Raw genomic sequence first — 20395 nt, 5'->3', positions numbered from 1 at the left:
ATACTTAAAAGGTATAAATACTTTTTATCTTAAAGCAAAATTGATAGGAATAGTGAAAGAAACATTTACTGTCTCACCTTTTTGTTGGCCAGGCGTCCATTTAGGCATTGCACTCACAACTCGAAGAGCTTCTGCATCTAATGAAGGACTGGAGGCTCTCAAGACTTTAACACGATCTACACCACCAACTTTATTAACAACAAATCCAATATAAACACGGCCTTCAATGCCATTCTTTTGTGCAAGTTCAGGATATTTCACATTTTGATTTATCCAAGTTTGTAGTGCTTTTTCACCCCCAGGGAACTGAGGCATATCTTCAACAACGGTAAAAACAGTTTCTTCATCTACAGTTTCAGATTTTGTTAGAGCTTGATCTGCTTTAGTTATCGTAACAACCTCTTCTTCAACTGGATTTTCAGTTTCAGATGTGCACTTTAGATTAAGTGTCAATGCAATTGCAATTGCTGGTATTACTAACAGAAGTTTAAATATTCTGTGTTTTGATGTATTGGTTTTCGTCATCATTATCATTCGTTTTTTAGTAATAGAGCAATTAAAGTTATTGGCTAGGCCCATCACTTCAACACCCATTATTTGGTTTAAAATACTCGCCTGATATTGTCCAATGTTGCAGCCTTGCGCAATAACTCCTTCATCAGCCAACAATTCATGCGTTTGTTTAATGGCACGCTCAAATAGCCATGCAAAAGGATTAAACCACAATACAATTGTAGTTAATTCTACCAAAAGCAGATCGATCCAATGCTTTTGTTTCACATGCACTCTTTCGTGTGCTATAATATTTCTAAATGATTCTGTATTATATTCTTTATCACTAATTACAATTTTTCCAATAAAAGAGAAATTAGGGGTTTCCTTATCAACTTTTATCAACTCTTGCCCTTCATATTCATCCTTAGGGTTGTTTCTGATAATATTTTTGGTCTTATTAATTCGAATAATAGATCTTAGGAATAAGATGAGACAAATGAAGGTGTAAAAGCCAACAGTGAATTGAGTTAATGATATGTTCTCTAAAAGGCCCGTTGTGCTTGTTCCTTCGGCTCTTAGATTGATTGAATTTAGAAGTATAACAATGTTCGAACTATTTGCAGCTTCAGTGACCTCAAAATTCATCTTGATTAGAGGTAAGATGAAAGCCATTAGTAGAGAAGAGGCCAAATAAAGTCTGATACCCTTGTAGAATTTTTCATCTTGTAAAAAGAAATGATAAACCCCATAGAATAAAGCTAAAGCAGCTGATGATTTTAGTAGATAAATATAAAAGTCATTCATATTACTTATCCTTATTAATTTCTTTTTTAGTCATCTCAATCATCTCTTCCAAATCGGAAATGCTTAAGTTGTTTTCCTTAGCAAAAAATGAAGCCATCTTAGAGAAAGAACCATTGAAGTAGTCCTTTAATAAACTCCCCATTTGGAGACTAGAATATTCTTCCTTAGTAATCTGTGGTATAAATAAATGTGTTTTACCTTGTGGAATTATAGTGACGAAACCTTTCTTTTCCAAAACTTTTAAAACCGTAGCAACAGTTGTGTAAGCAGGCTTAGGTATGTCAAATTGATCAACAATGTTTCTAACATTACTTTCATTCAGATCCCACAATATCTGCATCACCTGTTCTTCGGCTTTTGTCATTTGTTTCATACGGTACTCTATTTATTGCAATTATAGATTTTAAATTCACGGTCTACTACAAATATAGTAGAATAAATTTTAATAACCAATTCTTCTACTATTTTTATAGTAGGTTGCTCTCACAAAAAATCCCCAAAGTCTTTATTTTGGGGATTTTTTATTGAATTATATTTTTGAAAAATTACATGATCAGTTTATATCCTTTACCATGAACATTGATGATTTCGATATTTGTTTCTGGTTTAAGATGTTTACGTAATTTGGTAATATAGACATCCATGCTTCGTGCATTAAAATAATTATCGTCTAACCAGATGGTTTTAAGTGCGAAATTACGCTCTAATACCTCATTTGCATTATTGCAAAGTAGCTTAAGAAGTTCCGACTCTTTCGTGGTTAGTTTAATCGTTTTGTCAGCATCGTGAAGCAATTGTTTTTTAGAATCGAAAAGGAAACGACCAAGTTTGAATTCTTCCTGCTTATTTTCTGACTTACCTCCTGATCTTCTTAAAACAGCTTCGATACGAACCAAAAGCTCTTCCATACTAAAAGGCTTGGTCATATAATCGTCAGCTCCCAATTTGAAACCTTCCAGTACATCATCTTTCATCGATTTTGCTGTAAGAAAGATAATAGGAATTTCAGAGTTGATTAAACGAATATCCTTAGCTAAAGTAAAACCGTCACGATGAGGCATCATAACATCGAAAATGCCAATATCAAAAGGGTTCTTTAAAAATGCATCGTATGCCTTATCTCCATCTTCGCATAAGGTTGTGTCGTAGCCTTTAGCTACTAAATATTCTTTAAGCAAAAGGCCGAGATTTGCATCATCTTCAGCCAATAAGACTTTAATTTCTTTCTTCATAATGTCTATTTTTTAAATGGCAGGTATACTTCAAATTTTGTGCCTTTTCCAAGGCTACTATCAACACTAACATGTCCACCGTGAGCATCGGCAATTCTTTTTACGTAGGATAAACCTAGTCCAAAGCCTTTCACATCGTGAACATTTCCAGTGTGAACTCTAAAAAAACGTTCGAAAATCATTTTTTGATCTTCTTTTGCTATTCCAATACCATTATCGGTAATTGATATCACAATTCCTTTGTCTTTATTTCTTGTACTAATACTTATCTCAGGTACGTCTTTGCTATATTTTATGGCATTGTCAAGTAAATTTGAAATAAGGTTGCCTATATGAATTTCATCTAACATGACTAAATCTTCTCTGGCATCAAGATGTTGGTATGTATTCCCTTTTCTGTCTTCAACTCTAATTGTGAAGTTAGGCATTAGATTCTCAATAATATGATGAAGATTAATCGCTTTCAATTTTAATTTTAAACGACCTTCGTTAAAAATAGCCATTTGCAATACTTTTTCAACCTGATAACTTAATCTGCGACTTTCATCATTGATGATCTTTGCCATATGATCAATACTCGATGCTGTTGTCGTTACAGAACTGTCTCTAAGCATTTGAGAAGCTAAGGATATCGTTGAAATGGGAGTTTTAAACTCATGAGTCATATTATTGATGAAGTCGTTTTTAATTTTGGACAAACGCTTCTGTCTAAATATGATATAAATGGTTAGAGCACAACAGAGAATCAGAATTAATGATAATATCATTGAAGGTATTAACATCGTATATGATTGGATGATGTACTTATGCATCCCAGGAAAAAAGATGTTTATGTAATGTGAATTTTTGAATGAATCGTTAGGGAATAGTTGTTTTGAATATTTTTCTTGTTGTTCATTTTTGAAGTAATCTTTCGATTTCTTTAAAAAGATATTATTGGATATAATAGCAAACTCAAAATCTAATTTAATTCCATTATTCTTTAGTTTTTCTTTAACCAATTCCTGGATTGAATTCAAGTCAATTCGTTCCTTCAGAGGCATGTTCTGACGAGCTATACTTGTTGCGAGAAAGGAGGTTTGATATTGATATCCCATTCTGTTCTTAGGGAATTGATATCGGGAATCTTGAGCTTTCTTTAGTAATTCGTTAAAACTTTTTGAGTTGAGTTCAGTTTCTTTTGTGTATAGAATTTTATCCTCTTGATAGTAGCTAACCGCAGCTGTAGGATGCTTGTCAGGATTTGCAGGAAAATCAATTGTGTAACCGTAGCTATTAATTTTTTTATTCTTTTTTACTCCTTCGCGAACTTGGTCACTGCTTGTCCCTTCGAGAATACTCTTGGCTTCGTCATCAGATTCCATCTCATCAACAACCTGATCAAGTGCTATACTCACAGTAAGAAAAAACTGATCCTCTTTAATTTTTGCTGTAGACTGATAGTATTTGATCTGAATTAAGATCAATCCGCATAAAGATATCGCCAAAACGATAGTTACTAACCATATGTATTTTTTACTCATATATACATTTATGAAATTCTGTACCCCTTATAGATGGGGTTTTTGTTGGAGATGAAAATGAATTTGTAATTTTTTTGCAACCTCTAAATTCAACTCATAGATACAAATATAGAAAAATACTTAGGTGGTCGTTCATGCTTAACAATCTTTAACGGAGGAAGAAAGCTTTGAAGTATATCTGAATTGTAAATTTTTATTGTTATTTGTTTACAAGACGATATTTTTCACAATGATAAATTAATGAGAGATAGTTTTTTGCCTATCAATAAGTAAGCGTAAATATTGGGGGGTACATGCTCGATACGAATATAAATTAGACTATCAGTTGAACGATTTTTGTTTGATTGATAATATGTTATAGGACATTTTATCTTATTTTTCATCATTATAATGTTGAATTTAATTTATAGGTCTTATTTTTGCGACGAAGATTGGATCCTCGGAATCGATCTTCAAATTTTGGTTAATAGTTAGAAGAAAGGATGGTTGTGGTTACCATCCTTTTTCTTTTCCCCAGTTGTCTAAAATCAAATTAGACGTTCTATCAAAAATAAGTATAAACGCTGTAGTTATTCCAAGACTATAACTACCTTAATTAAAGCTAAATTTTTAGCATCTTAGTATTTGGTTTAAAAGCTTGCACATCTTGTAATAGACTTATATTGAGGTGTGTGTCGATATTTTAAATTCGAGTGATATCATGTTGAAATGGAGAAGTCTTATCAATCGTTAAATAATATTTGAAGCTTAAAAATTTTGATTATTTTTGACATCTATTCTGGAAATATTACGAGTGTTGATAATCAGTTGTATTTGTATGATACTTGTATGAAATATAAAAGAATAGAGAAGTAATCAGTTTTGGAAACACGTATCAAATGAAGTATATCTTTTCGTTACTCACTTTCGTATTTGCTCTTTGTATCACATCAGTGTATGCACAAGTGTATGATGCAAGTCAAAGTGTAGATTCTCTTGATCAGCAAATTCATGAAACAAGTCGTATGAAGAAGATAAAATTCTACGAGGGAGATATTGAGTTTTTAGAGAGACTAAGGCAAAAGGAAGAAGGACAGGGACAAGTTAGAATTATACAAGATTATAGAATTGATGATCTGCTTAAAATTGATAGATCTGAAAATTCAGAAGCACCCGGTTTTTATGGGTGGAGAATTCAGGTTTTTTCAGGAGGAGGTCGTGATAGAGAAAAAGCTGTCTTTATAAAAAATGAGTTAGAAGAGAGATTTCCCAACGATAGAGTTTATCTTAAATATCATGCCCCAGATTTTCGGGTTCTCATTGGCAATTTTAGAACCAATTTTGAGGCTGTTTATTTATATAAAAAATGCTTGAAGTTATATCCTAATAGTTACATTAGGAGAGACCAAATTGATTTGGCTGACCTTGAAGCGCAGGAAAAAAATGTGATTGAAGAAATAAAATAATATTAAACTGCTTGGATGATTCTAAGCGGTTTTTTTTTATTGAAAAAATTGTAAAGTAAATTGTAAATTTGCCTTCAATAAAAGATAAGAACAGTACTAAATAACCATTATAATAAATCGAAATGAGTGATCAACTTAAACACGAGTGCGGAATTGCTTTAGTCCGTTTGCGTAAACCTCTTGAGTATTATCAGGAAAAGTATGGGACTTGGCAATATGGAATTCAGAAGCTTTGTCTTTTGATGGAGAAGCAGCACAATCGAGGTCAAGAAGGAGCAGGAGCAGCTAGTATTAAAATCGATCAAAAGCCAGGAACGAAATATATTAATCGTCATCGTTCAAATGGGAGTCAGCCGATAAAAGATGTTTTCGATAGTATTTATGGAGATTTAGCAACCGTACGTTCTACTAATCCAGAGAAATTTGAAGATGCTAAATGGGCAAAGGAGAATGTGCCTTTTGCAGGTGAGGTTTATTTAGGTCACCTTCGTTATGGAACTTTCGGTCGTAATAGTATCGATTTTGTTCACCCAGTAAAGCGTGAAAACAACTGGCGTTCTCGTAATTTGGTGTTGGCAGGTAACTTCAACCTGACTAATGTAGATGAGTTGTTTAACTTATTGGTTTCATTAGGTCAAAGCCCAAGTGATTATACGGATACAGTAACTATTCTAGAAAAAGTTGGTCATTACCTTGATGAAGAAAACCAACTTAAATTTAGACAATATAAAAATGAAGGTCATACTTCACAAGCAATTTCTCCTTTAATCGAGGATAATCTTGATGTGCAGAAAGTATTAGCTAGTGCATCTCGCGATTGGGATGGTGGCTATGCCATTGCAGGTATGTTTGGACATGGCGATTCATTTGTAATGCGCGACCCTTGGGGAATTCGTCCAGCTTATTATTATCAGGACGATGAGATTGTAGTAGTCGCTTCAGAGCGTCCGGTTATTCAAACGGCTTTGAATGTTAGAGCATGTGATATTAAGGAAATCGATCCAGGTAAGGGGGTTATTATCCGCAAGAACGGTGACGTTTCGGAGGTTCCTATTCGTGTTCCGGAAAAAAGAAGATCTTGTTCTTTCGAACGTATTTATTTCTCAAGAGGATCCGATAAGGATATATATCTTGAGAGAAAGAAATTGGGTGAATTATTAACACCAGCAATTCTTGAGAGTATTGATAATGATATCAAAAATTCGGTATTCTCTTTTATACCCAATACTGCAGAGACTGCATTTTATGGTATGATGGAAGGTGTAAGAAATCACTTGATGGAGGATAAAAAACGTAAGATTCATGATCTGAATGGTGAGTGGACCGAGGAAAAATTACAAGAGATTATTTCTGTAGAACCTCGTGTTGAGAAAATTGCGGTTAAAGATGTTAAACTTAGAACTTTTATCTCTGGTGACGAAGGTCGTGATGATTTAGTTGGTCATGTTTACGATGTAACTTATGGTATTGTTCGTAACGGTGTTGATAACCTAGTTATTATTGATGATTCAATTGTTCGTGGAACAACACTTAAGAAAAGTATCTTAAGAATTTTAGATAGACTTCATCCTAAGAAAATTGTGGTTGTGTCATCTGCACCTCAAATTCGTTACCCAGACTGTTATGGAATTGATATGACAAGAATGGGTGATTTCTGTGCTTTTAATGCTGCCATTGCATTGCTTAAGGAAAGAAATATGGAATATATTATCGATGAGGTTTATCAGAAATGTAAGGCTCAAGAGAACTTGCCTAAGGAAGAGGTGATGAATTATGTAACAGAGATTTATAAGCCATTCACTGCTGAAGAAATTTCTGATAAAATTTCAGAACAACTTACTCCTGATAATATGGAAGCTGAGGTTAAGATTGTTTTCCAAACTGTAGAAAATCTTCATTCTGCTTGTCCTGAGAATAATGGTGATTGGTATTTTACTGGCGACTATCCAACTCCTGGTGGAAACAAAGTAGTGAATACATCTTACATTAACTATGTTGAAGGAAACACTAAAAGAGCTTATTAAGCTATAAGATGATTCACACATTTTTCAGTTTTAATATAAATAAAAAAGTCATCCAATTGGATGACTTTTTTCGTTTGTGGCAATAAGATATTGCCTAGTGTCTTTTTTTGAAAAGGTGGAAATTCGTTTTGGGGAAGCGAATTTTCAAGAAATTTAAATAAGATGAAATATGACGTTCAACTTTGTTTTCATATACATCTTCAATTGTAATCATGATTCCCGTTTCTTCAACATCACCAAAGTGAGTATTCACGGCTGTTCCAAAACTTCTCATAGATGGGGATAGGCCCATATAAGCATTAATAAGTGGAGGAATATTTGCGCCATTCTCACGTACAATTCTTGATAATATTTTATAATTTTCTTTGAAATCAACACCGTTATAAGTTGCATCCATTGCAGCAGTATCGGTATTCGTCTTTAGAGGGTTCAATGGCCAGGCAAGATTGTCTGGATCATTGAACATACGATTCATAAAATAAAGAATGTGGTTGCGAGCCTCTGTGTTGAAATGAGGGTACATGGTCACTTTCCCAAAGAAATATTTGATTTCAGGATATTCTACAATAAGAGCTCCAAGTCCATCCCATAAATTATCTAAGGCATAAAGACTTTTTCGACCTTTTAGTATCGATTGGTATTCAGGCTGAACAAATGAACGACCAAGTTCAATCATATTTGGGATGTATTCTTTTTTGAATTCATCTGAGAAATCAAATAATCTTGAAGTCGCTAATTGTAGATCACCTTGTTCATTCGTGTGAGCATCTTTACAGATAATATAACGATAACCACCTAGTATTTCCTTTGCACTTGGATCCCAGACAATTAGTTGGTGATAAGGTCTCTCATCTAAGTCGTAATGATCAATATCGGTTTCTTTACCGGTTCCACCACCAGCTTTTCTAAATGTAATTTCACGTAAGCGTCCTACCTCGCGCATTAAGTTTGGCGAGTCATGGTGAGTAAAACAATAAATTTCGTTCGATCCCTTATTGGTCTTTCTTACAAATCGATCCTCGGTTAGTTCTTTCTCAAGGAGCTCTCTATCTACTGGTGGGATAATATCTTTCATTTGTTTTCTTTTTTAGATGGCTACAATTCTCATACTCTTAAATTAAGAATATTGAAATTCGCTTGTGGTGTATTTCTAGCAATATAAGTGAAATTAAGGATATCTCCATAGCTAATTTTACGTATCGACTATGATAAGATCTTTAAATCGGTGCAAATATAGTGCTTCTTGTGGATTTGTCTTTTATACCTTAGTCAGCAAGATCGTAACATTGCTTATTAATTTTTTCGGCCCATTGGTTATGAGTTAAACTATTATCAAGACTCTCAAATGGGATAGGATCACCAATTATAATTTTGAATTGCTTTCCTCTTTGTTTGAATAGTTCGTTTACTAAATACAACATCTCGATGTTGGCTTTTAGACCAATAAACTTTCTAAAATTAGCTAAGTTGTAGAAGAAATTTGAATTTCTACCACTGATGTGTATAGGAACTATGTCGCGCTGATGTTTCTTGGCTTTTACGACAAAGCTTTTTTTCCACTCTAAATCTTTAATTACTCCTTTTTGTTTTCTGGAAACGAGTCCTGCAGGGAATGTCAGAATTGTAGATTCAGATTGGTAAGCAGATTCAATAATTTTAGCGGCTTCTTTGGCTTGACCACCGTGCTTATTTATAGGAACAAATACCTGTCCCATGTTTTTAATATTCATCAGAAGATCGTTAACCAAGAAGCGAATGGTTTTGAAATGCTTTCCAAAAAGACTGATTAGAATAAGCCCATCAGGTCCACCAAGCGGGTGATTCGCTACTAAAAGGTAGCGCTTGTTTTTATCTAGTTTTTCTAGTCCATTGATATCATAGGTAATCGATAATTCATCTAAAACAGCTTGAGAAAAATCGATGCCTTGTTTTTGATGATTTTTAGAAAGAAAGTCATTTAGTTCATCCTGATGGATGATACGTTTTAAGTACGATATGATGAAGCCAGGGATTAGTCTGGCGATCTTTTCGCTTTTACTGGCAAAGACTTGCTTGATATCTATCTTCTGAAAATCCTGCGATTTTAATTGGTCTTGCATTTTGAAATAAATCTAAAAATAAGGCTTAGTTATGATTTATTTTGACTTGATGGTGATCAATAAATACTTGAATCAAACCCATTAAAGTCAATTACGGCTTAAATATCGGAATTTTATATTGACTTCCTTAAAAAAGATAGACTCAATCAATATAAAAGTACACTAAGAGGCATTTTTATAAGTTAAGTGCTTGTGTTTACTGAATCTATATCAAGGGATTTTATTAGTCTTCAATTGTCATTCAGCTAATAAGATCTATATTTGCGGATTAAACAAAAAACAATAGGTCTTCCTTCAGGATGTTTGAGTGTGGACTTTTAAGGATAATTGAAAAAAACAATGAGTACAAGCAATAAAAAACTATTCATGGAAACCTATGGTTGCCAAATGAATGTTGCCGACAGTGAAGTCGTTGCTGCCATTATGGAACACGATGGTTTCGAGAGAACTAATGAACGAACTGAGGCGGATTTGATTTTGGTAAATACATGTTCTGTGCGTGAGAATGCTGAGCAAAGAGTTCGAGGGAGAGTTCAAGGTTTTAGTATATTAAAAAAGAAGAATCCGAATCTCTTGGTTGGGATAATAGGCTGTATGGCTGAACGTTTAGGAGAGAAACTTTTTGAGCAGGAGAAAAATGTCAACATTGTTGTAGGACCTGATGCTTATATGGATTTACCTATGTTGGTGAAGAAAGCTGAGAAGGGCGAAAAGGCCATTAATATCGATTTATCATTGACAGAAACATATAAGGATATTTGTCCTTCTCGTATTGATGAAACAGCTATTTCTGGTTTTGTATCAATTATGAGAGGATGTAATAACTTCTGTACCTATTGTATTGTGCCATATACCCGAGGCCGAGAACGTAGCCGTAACTTCGAAAGTATTTTGAAAGAAGTGCACGATTTGGCTTCTAAAGGCTATAAGGAAGTTACTTTGTTGGGTCAGAATGTGAATTCATATCATTTTAAGAACTCTATTTCTGAAATTACTTTTCCTGAACTATTGGAAATGGTAGCTAAAGCAGAACCCAATATGCGCATTCGATTTGCAACCTCTCATCCTAAAGACATGAGTGATGATACACTTAAGGTGATGGCTGCTAATCCAAATATTTGTAAGAGTATTCATTTGCCAGTTCAATCTGGTAGTAACGAGGTTTTAAAAAATATGCGTCGTAAATACACTCGAGAATGGTATATGGATCGTGTAGAAGCTATCCGTAAATATATTCCTGACTGTGGCTTAACTTCTGATATATTTGTTGGATTTCATAATGAAACTGAAGAAGAGTTCCAAGAGACATTAGATTTGATGAAATGGGCGAAGTACGATTATTCTTATATGTTTAAGTATTCGGAGCGTCCTGGAACATTTGCCTATAAAAATCTGAAAGATAATATCCCTGAAGATGTAAAATCGAAGCGTTTGGATGAAATGATTGCCTTACAAAGACAATTGTCACTAGAAAGTAACCAGCGTGATATTGGGAAAACTTTTGAAATCTTAATTGAAGGTGTTTCTAAGAAATCGGATCAAGAACTGTATGGACGAAGCTCACAGAATAAAGCCTTTGTTTTACCTAAAAGCGATCTTAAAGTTGGTGATTTTGTAAAAGTAAAAGCAGTTAGCTGTAACTCTGCAACCATAATAGCAGAGATTATTGAATAAACGATTCTGATAAAAATAAAACAAAAGAGGCTGTCAATTATTATTGACAGCCTCTCGGTTTTTCTAAATTATTCAGCTATGCTAGCAATGCTTTCACCTTGTCGGCTATCGTTTTTCCTTCAGCACGACCGGCTAATTCTTTAGAGGCCATACCAACAACTTTACCCATATCTTTTATAGAGCTAGCTCCAGTTTTCTCAATCAAAACCTTAATGGCAGCAGTTAGTTCTTCATCACTAATTTGTGCAGGAAGATATGCTTCGATAAAAGACATTTCTTTTAACTCAACATCAGCTAATTCTTGACGTCCACCTGCTATGTAAGTATCAGCAGAGTCTTTTCTTTGTTTAGCTAGTTTTTGAATAATTTTCAAAGCATCGGCATCAGCAATTTCAGTACTACCGGTTTTTGTCATTTCAAGCGTAAAAGCCGTTTTTACCGCTCTAAGAGCTTGTAGCTTTTCTTTGTCTTTGGCTTTCATTGCAGCCTTTATATCGCTATTTATTTGTTCTAATAAAGTCATGATGTATCAGATTATTATATAAAACCGAGTATGTAGATCGGATTTATATAGATTTGTATTAATTATCGAAATCACCTAAGTCGAAGTGAACCACGTTGGATGTTCTTGAAGGTTCGGTTCGTTGCAAATTAATTTGTTTACGCTTGAAGGCAGGTATATCTTCGTTTTCTTGAATTTCAGCCTCATTCATATTACTGGCATCCAGTTTTTCATCAAGCTTATTTTCTTGCTCAGGTAATGGATTTAATTCCAACTGTAATTTTTGAGTCTCAGTTACTTTAGCTGGCCCTTTACCGCCTTTGAAAGCACTTGGCTTATTAAGTATAGCTTGCTGAGGTTTTGGATCGTAGTTTTCAGAATCATCATGCTCAAAACCAGTCGCAATAATAGTTACAGAAATTTTATTTCCTAAAGCTTCATCCTGACCAGTACCCCAAATAATATTACCGCTATCACCTACAGCCTCATAAACGTAATCGGTGATTTCACCAACTTCATCCATTGTGACTTCCTCGGTTCCTGACGTGATATTAAGAAGAATAGATTTTGCTCCTCGAACATCGTTGTTGTCAAGAAGAGGAGAGGTTAAAGCTTCACGAATAGCCGTCACTGCTCGTCCTTCACCTTCCGCACTCGCCGATCCCATAACAGCAACACCACTATCAGTCATCACGGTTTTAACATCTTCGAAGTCAACATTAATATAACCATGTAAAGTTATAATTTCAGCGATACCTTTTGCTGCGGTAGCTAAAACATCATCAGCTTTAGAGAAGGCTGTTGATAGTTTAAGATCTCCATATATTTCTGAAAGTTTCCCATTATCGATAACAAGAAGAGAATCGACGCTTTGTTTAAGTTTTCTGATGCCCTCAATTGCTTGGCTAATTCGTTGTCTGCCTTCGAAACGGAATGGAATAGTTACAATACCAACCGTTAAGATCTTCATATCCTTTGCTGCCTTAGCAATGATAGGAGCTGCTCCAGTTCCAGTACCACCCCCCATTCCAGCAGTAATAAAAACCATTTTAGTATTGTCAGCTAGAACCTCTATTACATCATCAAGGTTTTCGATAGCTGATTGTTCGCCCTTCTCAGGTTTGTTACCAGCTCCTCGTCCTTCAGTTAAAGATTCACCTAGTTGAATCTTTTTAGGCACATTGCTTTTTGCTAAAGCTTGTGCATCGGTATTACAGATGACAAAATCAACATCTTTGATACCTTGTTGATACATGTAGTTAACAGCATTGCCTCCACCACCACCAACTCCAATTACTTTAATAATTGAAGCTTCGTTTTCTACTAGGCCAAAATCCATTAATTCCTCGCTCATTAATTTATCTTATTTATCCTCTGTTGAATGTGTGTAATTGTATTTAACGTTTTGCGCTGCAAAAGTAATACTTAATTATCTATGTCTTAATTTTTATTTAGATTTTCTAAGTGAAATTAGACTAAAGAAATAAAATTATTTCCAGATCATAATTTACATTGAAGTATCTTCGGTATCGAATAATGAACCTAAAGTATCTTTGAACCAACCTGATTTTTTATCCTTTTTCACCTCTTTGGCTTGTGCAGCAACAAAAGAATTATTCGACTTACTTTCATTTACCTTTTCTTCAATTTCGCCAACAATCTCTTCATCTTCAAAGTAAGCTTCGACCGTTTCTGTTTGATTAAGATTTTTCATTTTAGGAGCAGTCGTTTTTCTTTTTGAATTGTTGGCTTCTGCTTCCAGCATTTCTGGATTTTCGATAATTAACTCCAATTGAGGGGCTTTATTTAGCTCATGTTCCCGAGGTTGAATATTCAACTCTGGAATTGGATTGTCTGTGAAACCTGTAGCAATAATAGTTACGCTTAATTCATCGTTGCACGATTCGCTGTAACCATTTCCCCATATAATATTCACATCATTACCAACGACTGCTTGAACGTATTCAGTAATATCTGTTACCTCAGTCATGGTTGCTTCTTCAGCACCAGAAATGATGTTAAGTAAGATATTACGTGCTCCATAAATATTATTGCTGTTCAATAATGGAGAATTCAGCGCTTGCTTAATTGCTTTTATGGCTCTGTCTTCACCAGCTAAGCTAGCCGATCCCATGATTGCAACTCCTGAATTACGCATTACCGTTTCAACGTCGGCAAAGTCGACGTTTACATAGCCATGAACGGTTATGATTTCAGCAATTGATTTGGCAGCTATAGATAAAACACTATCAGCCTGAGCAAAAGCTTCAGAGAGTTTCAGGTCTCCAAACATGCTTCTTAATTTCTCATTATTAATGATCAATAAAGCATCCACATGTTTTTCTAAGTTTTCAATGCCTTCGAGAGCTTGTTGTACCCGGCGTTTCCCTTCAAATAGGAAAGGAATCGTTACAATCCCAACAGTTAGTATGTTTTTTTCTTTAGCCAATTCTGCAATTACTGGTGCAGCACCTGTTCCAGTGCCACCACCCATACCAGCAGTAATGAATACCATCTTGGTTTTTTCTCCAAAAAGTTTATTGACATCGTCGATGCTTTCGATGGCAGACTGGCGACCTTTTTCAGGTTTATTGCCTGCCCCTCGACCTTCAGTTAAACTTTTACCTAATTGTATTTTTAAAGGAATTGGACTATCAATTAGAGCCTGAGAGTCGGTATTGCAAATTACAAAACCTACATCTTTAATACCTTCTTTATACATGTGATTGACAGCGTTACTTCCACCGCCTCCAACACCAATAACTTTGATCATTGATTCTTCTTTTGTTTCAAAATCAACAGGTAGTATATCGTCAATCATAATTTAGGGATTATAATGTTTTTATTAATAGACCAATTGATGAGACTTGAATTTGATATGAATATCTAGGGGAATTCAATATCATCATAGATTTGTCTTTCAAATTTTAATTATCAAATATAGTTTCAAAGAAACGTTTTAAGCCTCTCTTTTTTGTTTTAGTATTTACTTGGTTCGAAACGCCATCGCTAGGCCTGTGTTGAAGTTTGTTTAAACCATTCAATAATAAACCGATGCTTGTTGCATACATGGGCATATTAATGGCTTCATCAACCTTAATCATAGCGGAAGCATTTGGATAACCAATTCTAACATCTACTCCGAGTTTTTCTTTGGTCAAAACATCAAGGTTCTTAAGCATTGCGCCACCTCCAGTAAGAACAATTCCTGCTCCAAGCTTATCGCCATAAGGGGTCATGTCAATTTGATATTTCACACGATCTAGAATTTCTTCCATACGGCACTGAATAATCTGTGCAACGGTTTTAAAAGCAATTTCTTTGGGATCCCAGCCACCAGTTTGTGGAATATTGACCACCTTGTCACTATCTGCTAATTGTTCAACAGCTTCGCCAAACTGTACTTTTAGTGCTTCAGCTTGTTTTAGCAAAAGATGACAGCCTTCTTTTATATCCTTGGTCACAACATCGCCTCCAAAAGGAATGACAGCTGTATGACGAAGAACACCATCGAAATAAAGAGTGATATCTGTGGTTCCACCGCCGATATCAACAAGTACAACACCAGCTTCTTTTTCTTCATGAGTAAGTACTGCAAGTGAAGATGCTAAAGGTTCAAGAACCAACTCTTCAATATCAATATCAACAGCTTTTACGCAGTTTTCTATATTTCTAGCAGATGCAGTTCTTCCAATAATGATATTGAAGTTGCCATCAAGTCTACGTCCAGCCATACCCAGAGGGTCTGTAATTCCCTTATCTTTATCGACCACATAATCTTGTGGTATCACGTGGAGGATTTGTTCGCCTACTTGAATTGGAATTCTGAAGTTTTCTTTCAGAATGGTATCAATATCTTCTTGAGTAATAATTTCAGAACCGTTTTGAATGTATTTAAACTGGCGATTCTTTAGGCTTCTAATATGCTGTCCGGCAATGCCAACGTATGCCTTATCTATTTTAAGATTTGTATTCTGTTGTAATTTTTCTACCACTTCACGAATGGCTCCAATTGTTTGGTTAATGTTTTGGATCACTCCCTTAACAACACCTGTTGATTTGGTTTTTTCCAATCCTAATATCTGGAGTTCTCCGTTGGATGTAACTTTCCCAGCTATGGCAACAATTTTAGTTGTCCCAATATCTATAGCCGCTATAATTTCGTTTGTGTTGATCATCCTATTATCTTTTTGTACATACGATCTGATTTTCGTATTTCAAATTTATCTTTTCGTATTTATTCCAACCCACTTTTGAAAATCCATCTTTGTATAAGGCGTAGAGCTTGTCAAATTTCCTTTCGAAATTATCAATTTTTCCCATCTCAATTTTCTGTCCACCTACTCTAGGTATTAAAATGTATTCATCATTCGAATCTACATAGATTTGATTGATTTGCGAAGACCAAAATTCATCTTTTGTAATAAAATTGACAAGTGGCATTAAATCTCTTTCAATCGTCTTATCTTTTATGTGTCCAGAGACAACCAAAACCCTGGATGTAAAATTTGAAGATAGCGGCATTCGCCTTCCTTCTTCATCAATATAAAACCCTTTACCTTTTAATAATCGAACAATAGGTTTGCGTTGCTCAATCTCTATATGTAAACAACCCTTTAGTGAGGTGAACACTTCGGTGTTTTTAACAGATGGTATTTTATTAATTAAACGTTCTAGGTTTTCTTTATTTATGCTGGTTGTATACTTGCCGATAATATCTGGGTGATTCTTTAATATGAGATTTTTAATATCAGAATCGGATATAAAATGAGTGTTTAAACTATCAGTAATATCAATATTAATGCCTGTAACAAGCAAGGCATCACTTTTCTTATTCACAAAGGAAAAAGTGAAAATGATGTAGGCTGATAATGCCAAGGTCATTAATATGGGTTTGATTTTATTTATCATTTTATTCTTTGATTCAGAATCTGTGCGATAGGTTCAACCAGCTTGTCAATATCGCCTGCACCCAAAGTTAATAATACTTCTATTTCACCCTGTTTAATTTGCTCAATTAATTCATCCTTAGAGCATATTCGGCCCTTCTTTTTCATCTTACTAAGAATTAGACTTGAATCGACACCTTCAATAGGAAGTTCTCTAGCCGGATATATATCAAGTAAGATTAGCTCGTCCAATAGATCTAAACTTTCCGCGAAACCATCAGCAAAATCGCGTGTCCTTGTGAAAAGATGAGGTTGAAAAATACCTGTTATTTTTTTATCAGGGTATATGGCCTTAACCGAAGAAATACTTTCCCAAAGCTCCTTTGGGTGGTGAGCATAATCATCAATAAAAACCAATTTATCACTTTTAATACGATAGTCGAATCTTCTGCGAACACCCATGAAATTATTTAGTGCTAAACGAAGTTCTTCCTGATTGATGCCGCAGATTAAGGCTACCGCACTTGCCGCAATTGCATTTTCAACATTTATTCGGCCAGGATAAGATAGATTTAATCCCTCAATGCAACCATTAGGATGCACTAGGTCGAATTGATATAGACCTTTAATTAGTTTTAAGTTTTTGGCATAAAAATCGGCTTCTTCTTCTTCAAGAGAATAGGAATGAAGATTGATTCCTTCGGGCTTTAATGGTAAACCTTTTTTATAGACAAGGTGCCCCCCCTTTTTTATTTGGCGAACGTAATTTTGAAACGTTTTTTCCAGTTCTTCTTTTTCACCATAGATGTCTAGATGATCCGCATCCATAGAAGTAACAACAGCTACTTGTGGATGAAGTTGAAGGAATGATCGGTCAAACTCATCAGCTTCTAAGACCACCCATGGGCTCGTTTTAGATAGAAGCAAATTCGTGTTGTAATTTCTTGCAATACCACCCAAAAAAGCATTGCAGTCTTGAGTCGAGTTTTTAAAAATATGAGCTGTTAAACTCGATACAGTTGTCTTTCCATGTGTGCCAGCTATACCAATTCCATTCAAAGGATCCGATAAAAAACCCAAAACCTGGGCTCTTTTCATCAAATGGTAGTTTTCGTTTTTGAAAAATGACAATTGTTCATGATTGGATGGAATAGCAGGTGTATAAACAACCAGGGTTTCTGTTTTATTGAGATAAATCTCAGGAATTTGATCAACTTCATCAGAGAAAATAATACTGATTCCTTCTTTTTCTAATTCACTAGTCAGTAAAGTTTGTGTCTTGTCGTAACCATACACATTTTTCCCAATAGCTTTGAAATATCGTGCAATAGCACTCATTCCAATACCTCCAATTCCTACAAAATAGATGTTTTTAAAATCCTCTATATTCATCATTTTTCTGCCTATATGTGAATCAGTTTAAGTTTTAATACTTAAACTTATTGCTTAATCATTTTTAATATCTCATCTGCAATTTCATCTGCAGCATTGGGTTTTGCCAATAGAGCAATATTCTTTTCAAGCTTTTCCAACTCTGAATCATTGTCTAATAGTAATAAGGCTTCTTTAACCAATCTTTCTTTCGCTTCAATATCAGGAATCATCATGGCCGCATCTTGATGAACAAGAGCCATGGCATTTTTAGTTTGATGATCTTCTGAAACGTTCGGTGACGGAACCAAAATACAAGCTTTCTTTACCATACAAAGTTCAGAAATGGTTCCTGCTCCTGCTCTTGAAATAACAAGATCAGATGCAGCGTAAGCTAAATCCATTCGTGTTAAGAAATCTGAGACTTGTACGTTGTCAATATTGGCTTTAGCAAGCTTCTCTTTCATCTCTTGATGGTAGAATTTACCAGATTGCCATATGACTTGAATCGGCTTGTCTTTAAAGTCTTCAATATTTTCAATAATACTGTGATTAATGGTTCTTGCTCCTAAACTACCACCAATAACCAGTAGTGTCTTTTTGTTTGGATTGAGATTGAAAAAAAACTGAGCTTCTGCTCTTAGATTCTCTAATTGTATTAAATCTTTTCTGACAGGATTCCCAGTCATCAAGATTTTATCAGCAGGAAAAAAACGTTCCATACCTTGATAAGCTACACAAATTTTGTCGGCTTTCTTAGCTAATAGCTTATTCGTTATCCCTGCGTAAGAATTTTGTTCCTGAATCAATGATGGAATGCCCATTTTGTTTGCCGCATGCAATAAAGGACCACTGGCATAACCACCCACACCAACAACAGCATCAGGTTTGAATTCTTTGATAATCTTTTTCGCCTTACGTAAACTTCGGAATAATCGAGAAAAAAATTTTAAATTCTCTTTGTTGAAATTTCTTTGTAAGCCTCTAATTGGAAGTCCAATTATCTTGTAACCTGCGGCTGGAACTTTTTCCATTTCCATTTTACCATCGGCACCTACAAATAAAATTTCTATATCGTCTTGCTTTGCTTTTAGGGCATTGGCAATTGAAATTGCTGGAAAGATATGTCCTCCAGTTCCACCTCCACTAACTATTATTTTAATCTTCCGCATGGTTTAATTCTTCTTGTTCTTTTACTGATCGACTCACACTTAAAATCATACCCAGAGCTGCACTTGTAAATATCAGAGAGGTTCCCCCCATACTGACCAGAGGCAGGGGTTGACCTGTTACTGGAATTAAATTGACCGAAACGGCCATATTGGTTAAAGCTTGCGCAACAATACTTAAACTGAGACCGATGACGAGAAAAGCGGGGAAGGTTCGATCGCATTTCCGCACTATGGAGCCTGCCCGATAGATTAGGAAAAGATAGAGTGCTAGTATACCAAATCCGCCAAACCATCCTAATTCTTCAAGTATAATTGCATAAATGAAATCAGAGTAAGGATGAGGCAAGAAATTTCGTTGATCACTGTTGCCTGGACCTTTGCCTATAATACCTCCTGAAACTACGGCTATTTTTGCCTGATCGACTTGGTAGTTTCGTCCGTCATCTGTTTTTTTCTCCCCGATGCCAGCGAAGTTTAAAATACGATTTCTGACCGTATGTATACGCCCAAAGCTATTGGGTAAGAATGGGGCAATTATGAGTAAGATGATGATCAGTCCTAAACCAGCTCCAAAAGTTCCAAGTAGGTACTTGGCTGCTATTCGACCAATAAACATGAGCATTAGGCAAATACCACCCAATAGAGCTGAAGTAGAAAAGTCATCGAGAAAGATAATACCACACACGACACCAATGGCGGCAATTATTTTCCAGAAAGCTTCTTTTTGACATTCTCTATCTGTTTGGAATTTAGATAGTATTCGTGAGACAAATAGAATTAATGCCAGTTTTGCTAATTCAGAAGGTTGAAAGTTAAAGCCAATGCCAGGAATTGTGATCCATCTGGAAGCCTGATTTAAATTAACCCCAACAATTTTGGCTAATAAAAGCATACCTATCGCTATGAATAATCCCATATTCGCCCAACTTGAATAATGTTTATAGGGAATCTTGTGGGTGACCCAAATAATAAAATAACAGCCCAATAATAAGACTAATTGTTTGATGAAAAAATAGGACGTATTTCCTCCTTTTACCTTATAAGCTAAGGTTCCGGTTGAACTGTAGACTACCAAAAGCGAAATGATAGATAGTAGAAATATGATGATCCATATGACCTTATCGCCTTGTAATTTAAAATTGCTTATAAATCGTCCCATTTAATT

At 35.0% G+C, this 20395-nt stretch carries 17 protein-coding genes; 3 read left to right on the top strand and 14 right to left on the bottom strand.

The window, feature by feature from the left end; genetic code table 11:
- Window positions 1-24: 24 nt before the first annotated feature.
- The 4 genes from DWB61_RS09570 to DWB61_RS09555 all read right to left on the bottom strand — a co-directional run bounded on the left by DWB61_RS09570 (window position 25) and on the right by DWB61_RS09555 (window position 4054).
- Entirely contained in the window at window positions 25-1299 is a 1275-nt protein-coding gene (locus tag DWB61_RS09570; RefSeq protein ID WP_125030686.1) for a M56 family metallopeptidase, read from the bottom strand.
- Window position 1300: 1 nt separating this feature from the next.
- A complete protein-coding gene (locus DWB61_RS09565) occupies window positions 1301-1672 on the bottom strand; it encodes a BlaI/MecI/CopY family transcriptional regulator (protein ID WP_125030685.1) in 372 nt (123 codons plus the stop codon).
- 172 nt (window positions 1673-1844) lie between these two features.
- Complete coding sequence (rprY, locus tag DWB61_RS09560) at window positions 1845-2531, bottom strand: response regulator transcription factor RprY (RefSeq protein WP_125030684.1); 687 nt, start codon at window positions 2529-2531, stop codon at window positions 1845-1847.
- 5 nt (window positions 2532-2536) lie between these two features.
- Window positions 2537-4054 carry a sensor histidine kinase gene (locus DWB61_RS09555; RefSeq protein WP_125030683.1) on the bottom strand — a complete coding sequence of 506 codons (1518 nt, stop codon included), beginning with the start codon at window positions 4052-4054 and terminating at the stop codon, window positions 2537-2539.
- Between the two features lie 878 nt (window positions 4055-4932).
- Here DWB61_RS09555 and DWB61_RS09550 point away from each other — a divergent pair.
- The gene (locus DWB61_RS09550) at window positions 4933-5499 is read left to right on the top strand and encodes a hypothetical protein (RefSeq protein ID WP_125030682.1); all 567 of its coding nucleotides are present in this window, start codon (window positions 4933-4935) and stop codon (window positions 5497-5499) included.
- Between the two features lie 122 nt (window positions 5500-5621).
- Complete coding sequence (locus DWB61_RS09545) at window positions 5622-7523, top strand: amidophosphoribosyltransferase (protein WP_125030681.1); 1902 nt, start codon at window positions 5622-5624, stop codon at window positions 7521-7523.
- 94 nt (window positions 7524-7617) lie between these two features.
- On the opposite strand, the gene DWB61_RS09540 is transcribed toward DWB61_RS09545, so the two are convergent.
- Window positions 7618-8598: a GNAT family N-acetyltransferase gene (locus DWB61_RS09540; protein ID WP_125030680.1), complete on the bottom strand. Its 981-nt coding sequence runs from the start codon at window positions 8596-8598 to the stop codon at window positions 7618-7620.
- 190 nt (window positions 8599-8788) lie between these two features.
- Complete coding sequence (locus DWB61_RS09535; protein ID WP_125030679.1) at window positions 8789-9622, bottom strand: 1-acyl-sn-glycerol-3-phosphate acyltransferase; 834 nt, start codon at window positions 9620-9622, stop codon at window positions 8789-8791.
- Between the two features lie 339 nt (window positions 9623-9961).
- Here DWB61_RS09535 and miaB point away from each other — a divergent pair, with 339 nt between their 5' ends.
- Window positions 9962-11296, top strand: a complete 1335-nt coding sequence (gene miaB, locus DWB61_RS09530; RefSeq protein ID WP_125030678.1) for a tRNA (N6-isopentenyl adenosine(37)-C2)-methylthiotransferase MiaB — start codon at window positions 9962-9964, stop codon at window positions 11294-11296.
- 76 nt (window positions 11297-11372) lie between these two features.
- Here miaB and DWB61_RS09525 read toward each other — a convergent pair whose 3' ends face one another.
- From DWB61_RS09525 to DWB61_RS09490, 8 genes are all read right to left on the bottom strand, one after another.
- Complete coding sequence (locus DWB61_RS09525; RefSeq protein WP_125030677.1) at window positions 11373-11819, bottom strand: GatB/YqeY domain-containing protein; 447 nt, start codon at window positions 11817-11819, stop codon at window positions 11373-11375.
- A gap of 58 nt (window positions 11820-11877) precedes the next feature.
- The gene (gene ftsZ, locus DWB61_RS09520; RefSeq protein ID WP_125030676.1) at window positions 11878-13152 is read right to left on the bottom strand and encodes a cell division protein FtsZ; all 1275 of its coding nucleotides are present in this window, start codon (window positions 13150-13152) and stop codon (window positions 11878-11880) included.
- A gap of 153 nt (window positions 13153-13305) precedes the next feature.
- Window positions 13306-14619: a cell division protein FtsZ gene (gene ftsZ / locus DWB61_RS09515; protein WP_125030675.1), complete on the bottom strand. Its 1314-nt coding sequence runs from the start codon at window positions 14617-14619 to the stop codon at window positions 13306-13308.
- Window positions 14620-14725: 106 nt separating this feature from the next.
- Window positions 14726-15976: a cell division protein FtsA gene (gene ftsA / locus DWB61_RS09510; protein WP_125030674.1), complete on the bottom strand. Its 1251-nt coding sequence runs from the start codon at window positions 15974-15976 to the stop codon at window positions 14726-14728.
- A gap of 4 nt (window positions 15977-15980) precedes the next feature.
- On the bottom strand, window positions 15981-16709 hold the full coding sequence (locus DWB61_RS09505; RefSeq protein WP_125030673.1) for a cell division protein FtsQ/DivIB: 729 nt from the start codon (window positions 16707-16709) through the stop codon (window positions 15981-15983).
- Window positions 16706-18082 carry a UDP-N-acetylmuramate--L-alanine ligase gene (murC, locus tag DWB61_RS09500; RefSeq protein ID WP_197091176.1) on the bottom strand — a complete coding sequence of 459 codons (1377 nt, stop codon included), beginning with the start codon at window positions 18080-18082 and terminating at the stop codon, window positions 16706-16708. The genes DWB61_RS09505 and murC overlap by 4 nt, the downstream gene beginning before the upstream one ends.
- 44 nt (window positions 18083-18126) lie before the next feature.
- Window positions 18127-19230, bottom strand: coding sequence for an undecaprenyldiphospho-muramoylpentapeptide beta-N-acetylglucosaminyltransferase (gene murG / locus DWB61_RS09495; protein WP_125030672.1), 1104 nt, complete (start codon window positions 19228-19230; stop codon window positions 18127-18129).
- On the bottom strand, window positions 19217-20389 hold the full coding sequence (locus DWB61_RS09490; protein ID WP_125030671.1) for an FtsW/RodA/SpoVE family cell cycle protein: 1173 nt from the start codon (window positions 20387-20389) through the stop codon (window positions 19217-19219). Before DWB61_RS09490 ends, murG begins: the two co-directional genes overlap by 14 nt.
- Window positions 20390-20395 lie beyond the last annotated feature (6 nt).

The organism is Ancylomarina euxina (assembly GCF_003863355.1).
Classification (GTDB): Bacteria; Bacteroidota; Bacteroidia; order Bacteroidales; family Marinifilaceae; genus Ancylomarina; species Ancylomarina euxinus.
Note: the sequence above shows the minus strand (reverse complement) of the source record. Positions and strands in the feature narration are given on the sequence as shown.

What these genes read in the sequence shown, in the direction of transcription:
- DWB61_RS09535 (WP_125030679.1), bottom strand. Translation starts at nt 9,622, where the DNA reads ATGCAAGACCAATTAAAATCGCAGGATTTTCAGAAGATAGATATCAAG.
- DWB61_RS09565 (WP_125030685.1), bottom strand. Translation starts at nt 1,672, where the DNA reads ATGAAACAAATGACAAAAGCCGAAGAACAGGTGATGCAGATATTGTGG.
- ftsZ (WP_125030676.1), bottom strand. Translation starts at nt 13,152, where the DNA reads ATGAGCGAGGAATTAATGGATTTTGGCCTAGTAGAAAACGAAGCTTCA.
- DWB61_RS09550 (WP_125030682.1), top strand. Translation starts at nt 4,933, where the DNA reads ATGAAGTATATCTTTTCGTTACTCACTTTCGTATTTGCTCTTTGTATC.
- DWB61_RS09545 (WP_125030681.1), top strand. Translation starts at nt 5,622, where the DNA reads ATGAGTGATCAACTTAAACACGAGTGCGGAATTGCTTTAGTCCGTTTG.
- DWB61_RS09525 (WP_125030677.1), bottom strand. Translation starts at nt 11,819, where the DNA reads ATGACTTTATTAGAACAAATAAATAGCGATATAAAGGCTGCAATGAAA.
- DWB61_RS09570 (WP_125030686.1), bottom strand. Translation starts at nt 1,299, where the DNA reads ATGAATGACTTTTATATTTATCTACTAAAATCATCAGCTGCTTTAGCT.
- DWB61_RS09540 (WP_125030680.1), bottom strand. Translation starts at nt 8,598, where the DNA reads ATGAAAGATATTATCCCACCAGTAGATAGAGAGCTCCTTGAGAAAGAA.
- rprY (WP_125030684.1), bottom strand. Translation starts at nt 2,531, where the DNA reads ATGAAGAAAGAAATTAAAGTCTTATTGGCTGAAGATGATGCAAATCTC.
- DWB61_RS09555 (WP_125030683.1), bottom strand. Translation starts at nt 4,054, where the DNA reads ATGAGTAAAAAATACATATGGTTAGTAACTATCGTTTTGGCGATATCT.
- DWB61_RS09490 (WP_125030671.1), bottom strand. Translation starts at nt 20,389, where the DNA reads ATGGGACGATTTATAAGCAATTTTAAATTACAAGGCGATAAGGTCATA.
- murC (WP_197091176.1), bottom strand. Translation starts at nt 18,082, where the DNA reads ATGATGAATATAGAGGATTTTAAAAACATCTATTTTGTAGGAATTGGA.
- murG (WP_125030672.1), bottom strand. Translation starts at nt 19,230, where the DNA reads ATGCGGAAGATTAAAATAATAGTTAGTGGAGGTGGAACTGGAGGACAT.
- DWB61_RS09505 (WP_125030673.1), bottom strand. Translation starts at nt 16,709, where the DNA reads ATGATAAATAAAATCAAACCCATATTAATGACCTTGGCATTATCAGCC.
- ftsA (WP_125030674.1), bottom strand. Translation starts at nt 15,976, where the DNA reads ATGATCAACACAAACGAAATTATAGCGGCTATAGATATTGGGACAACT.
- miaB (WP_125030678.1), top strand. Translation starts at nt 9,962, where the DNA reads ATGAGTACAAGCAATAAAAAACTATTCATGGAAACCTATGGTTGCCAA.
- ftsZ (WP_125030675.1), bottom strand. Translation starts at nt 14,619, where the DNA reads ATGATTGACGATATACTACCTGTTGATTTTGAAACAAAAGAAGAATCA.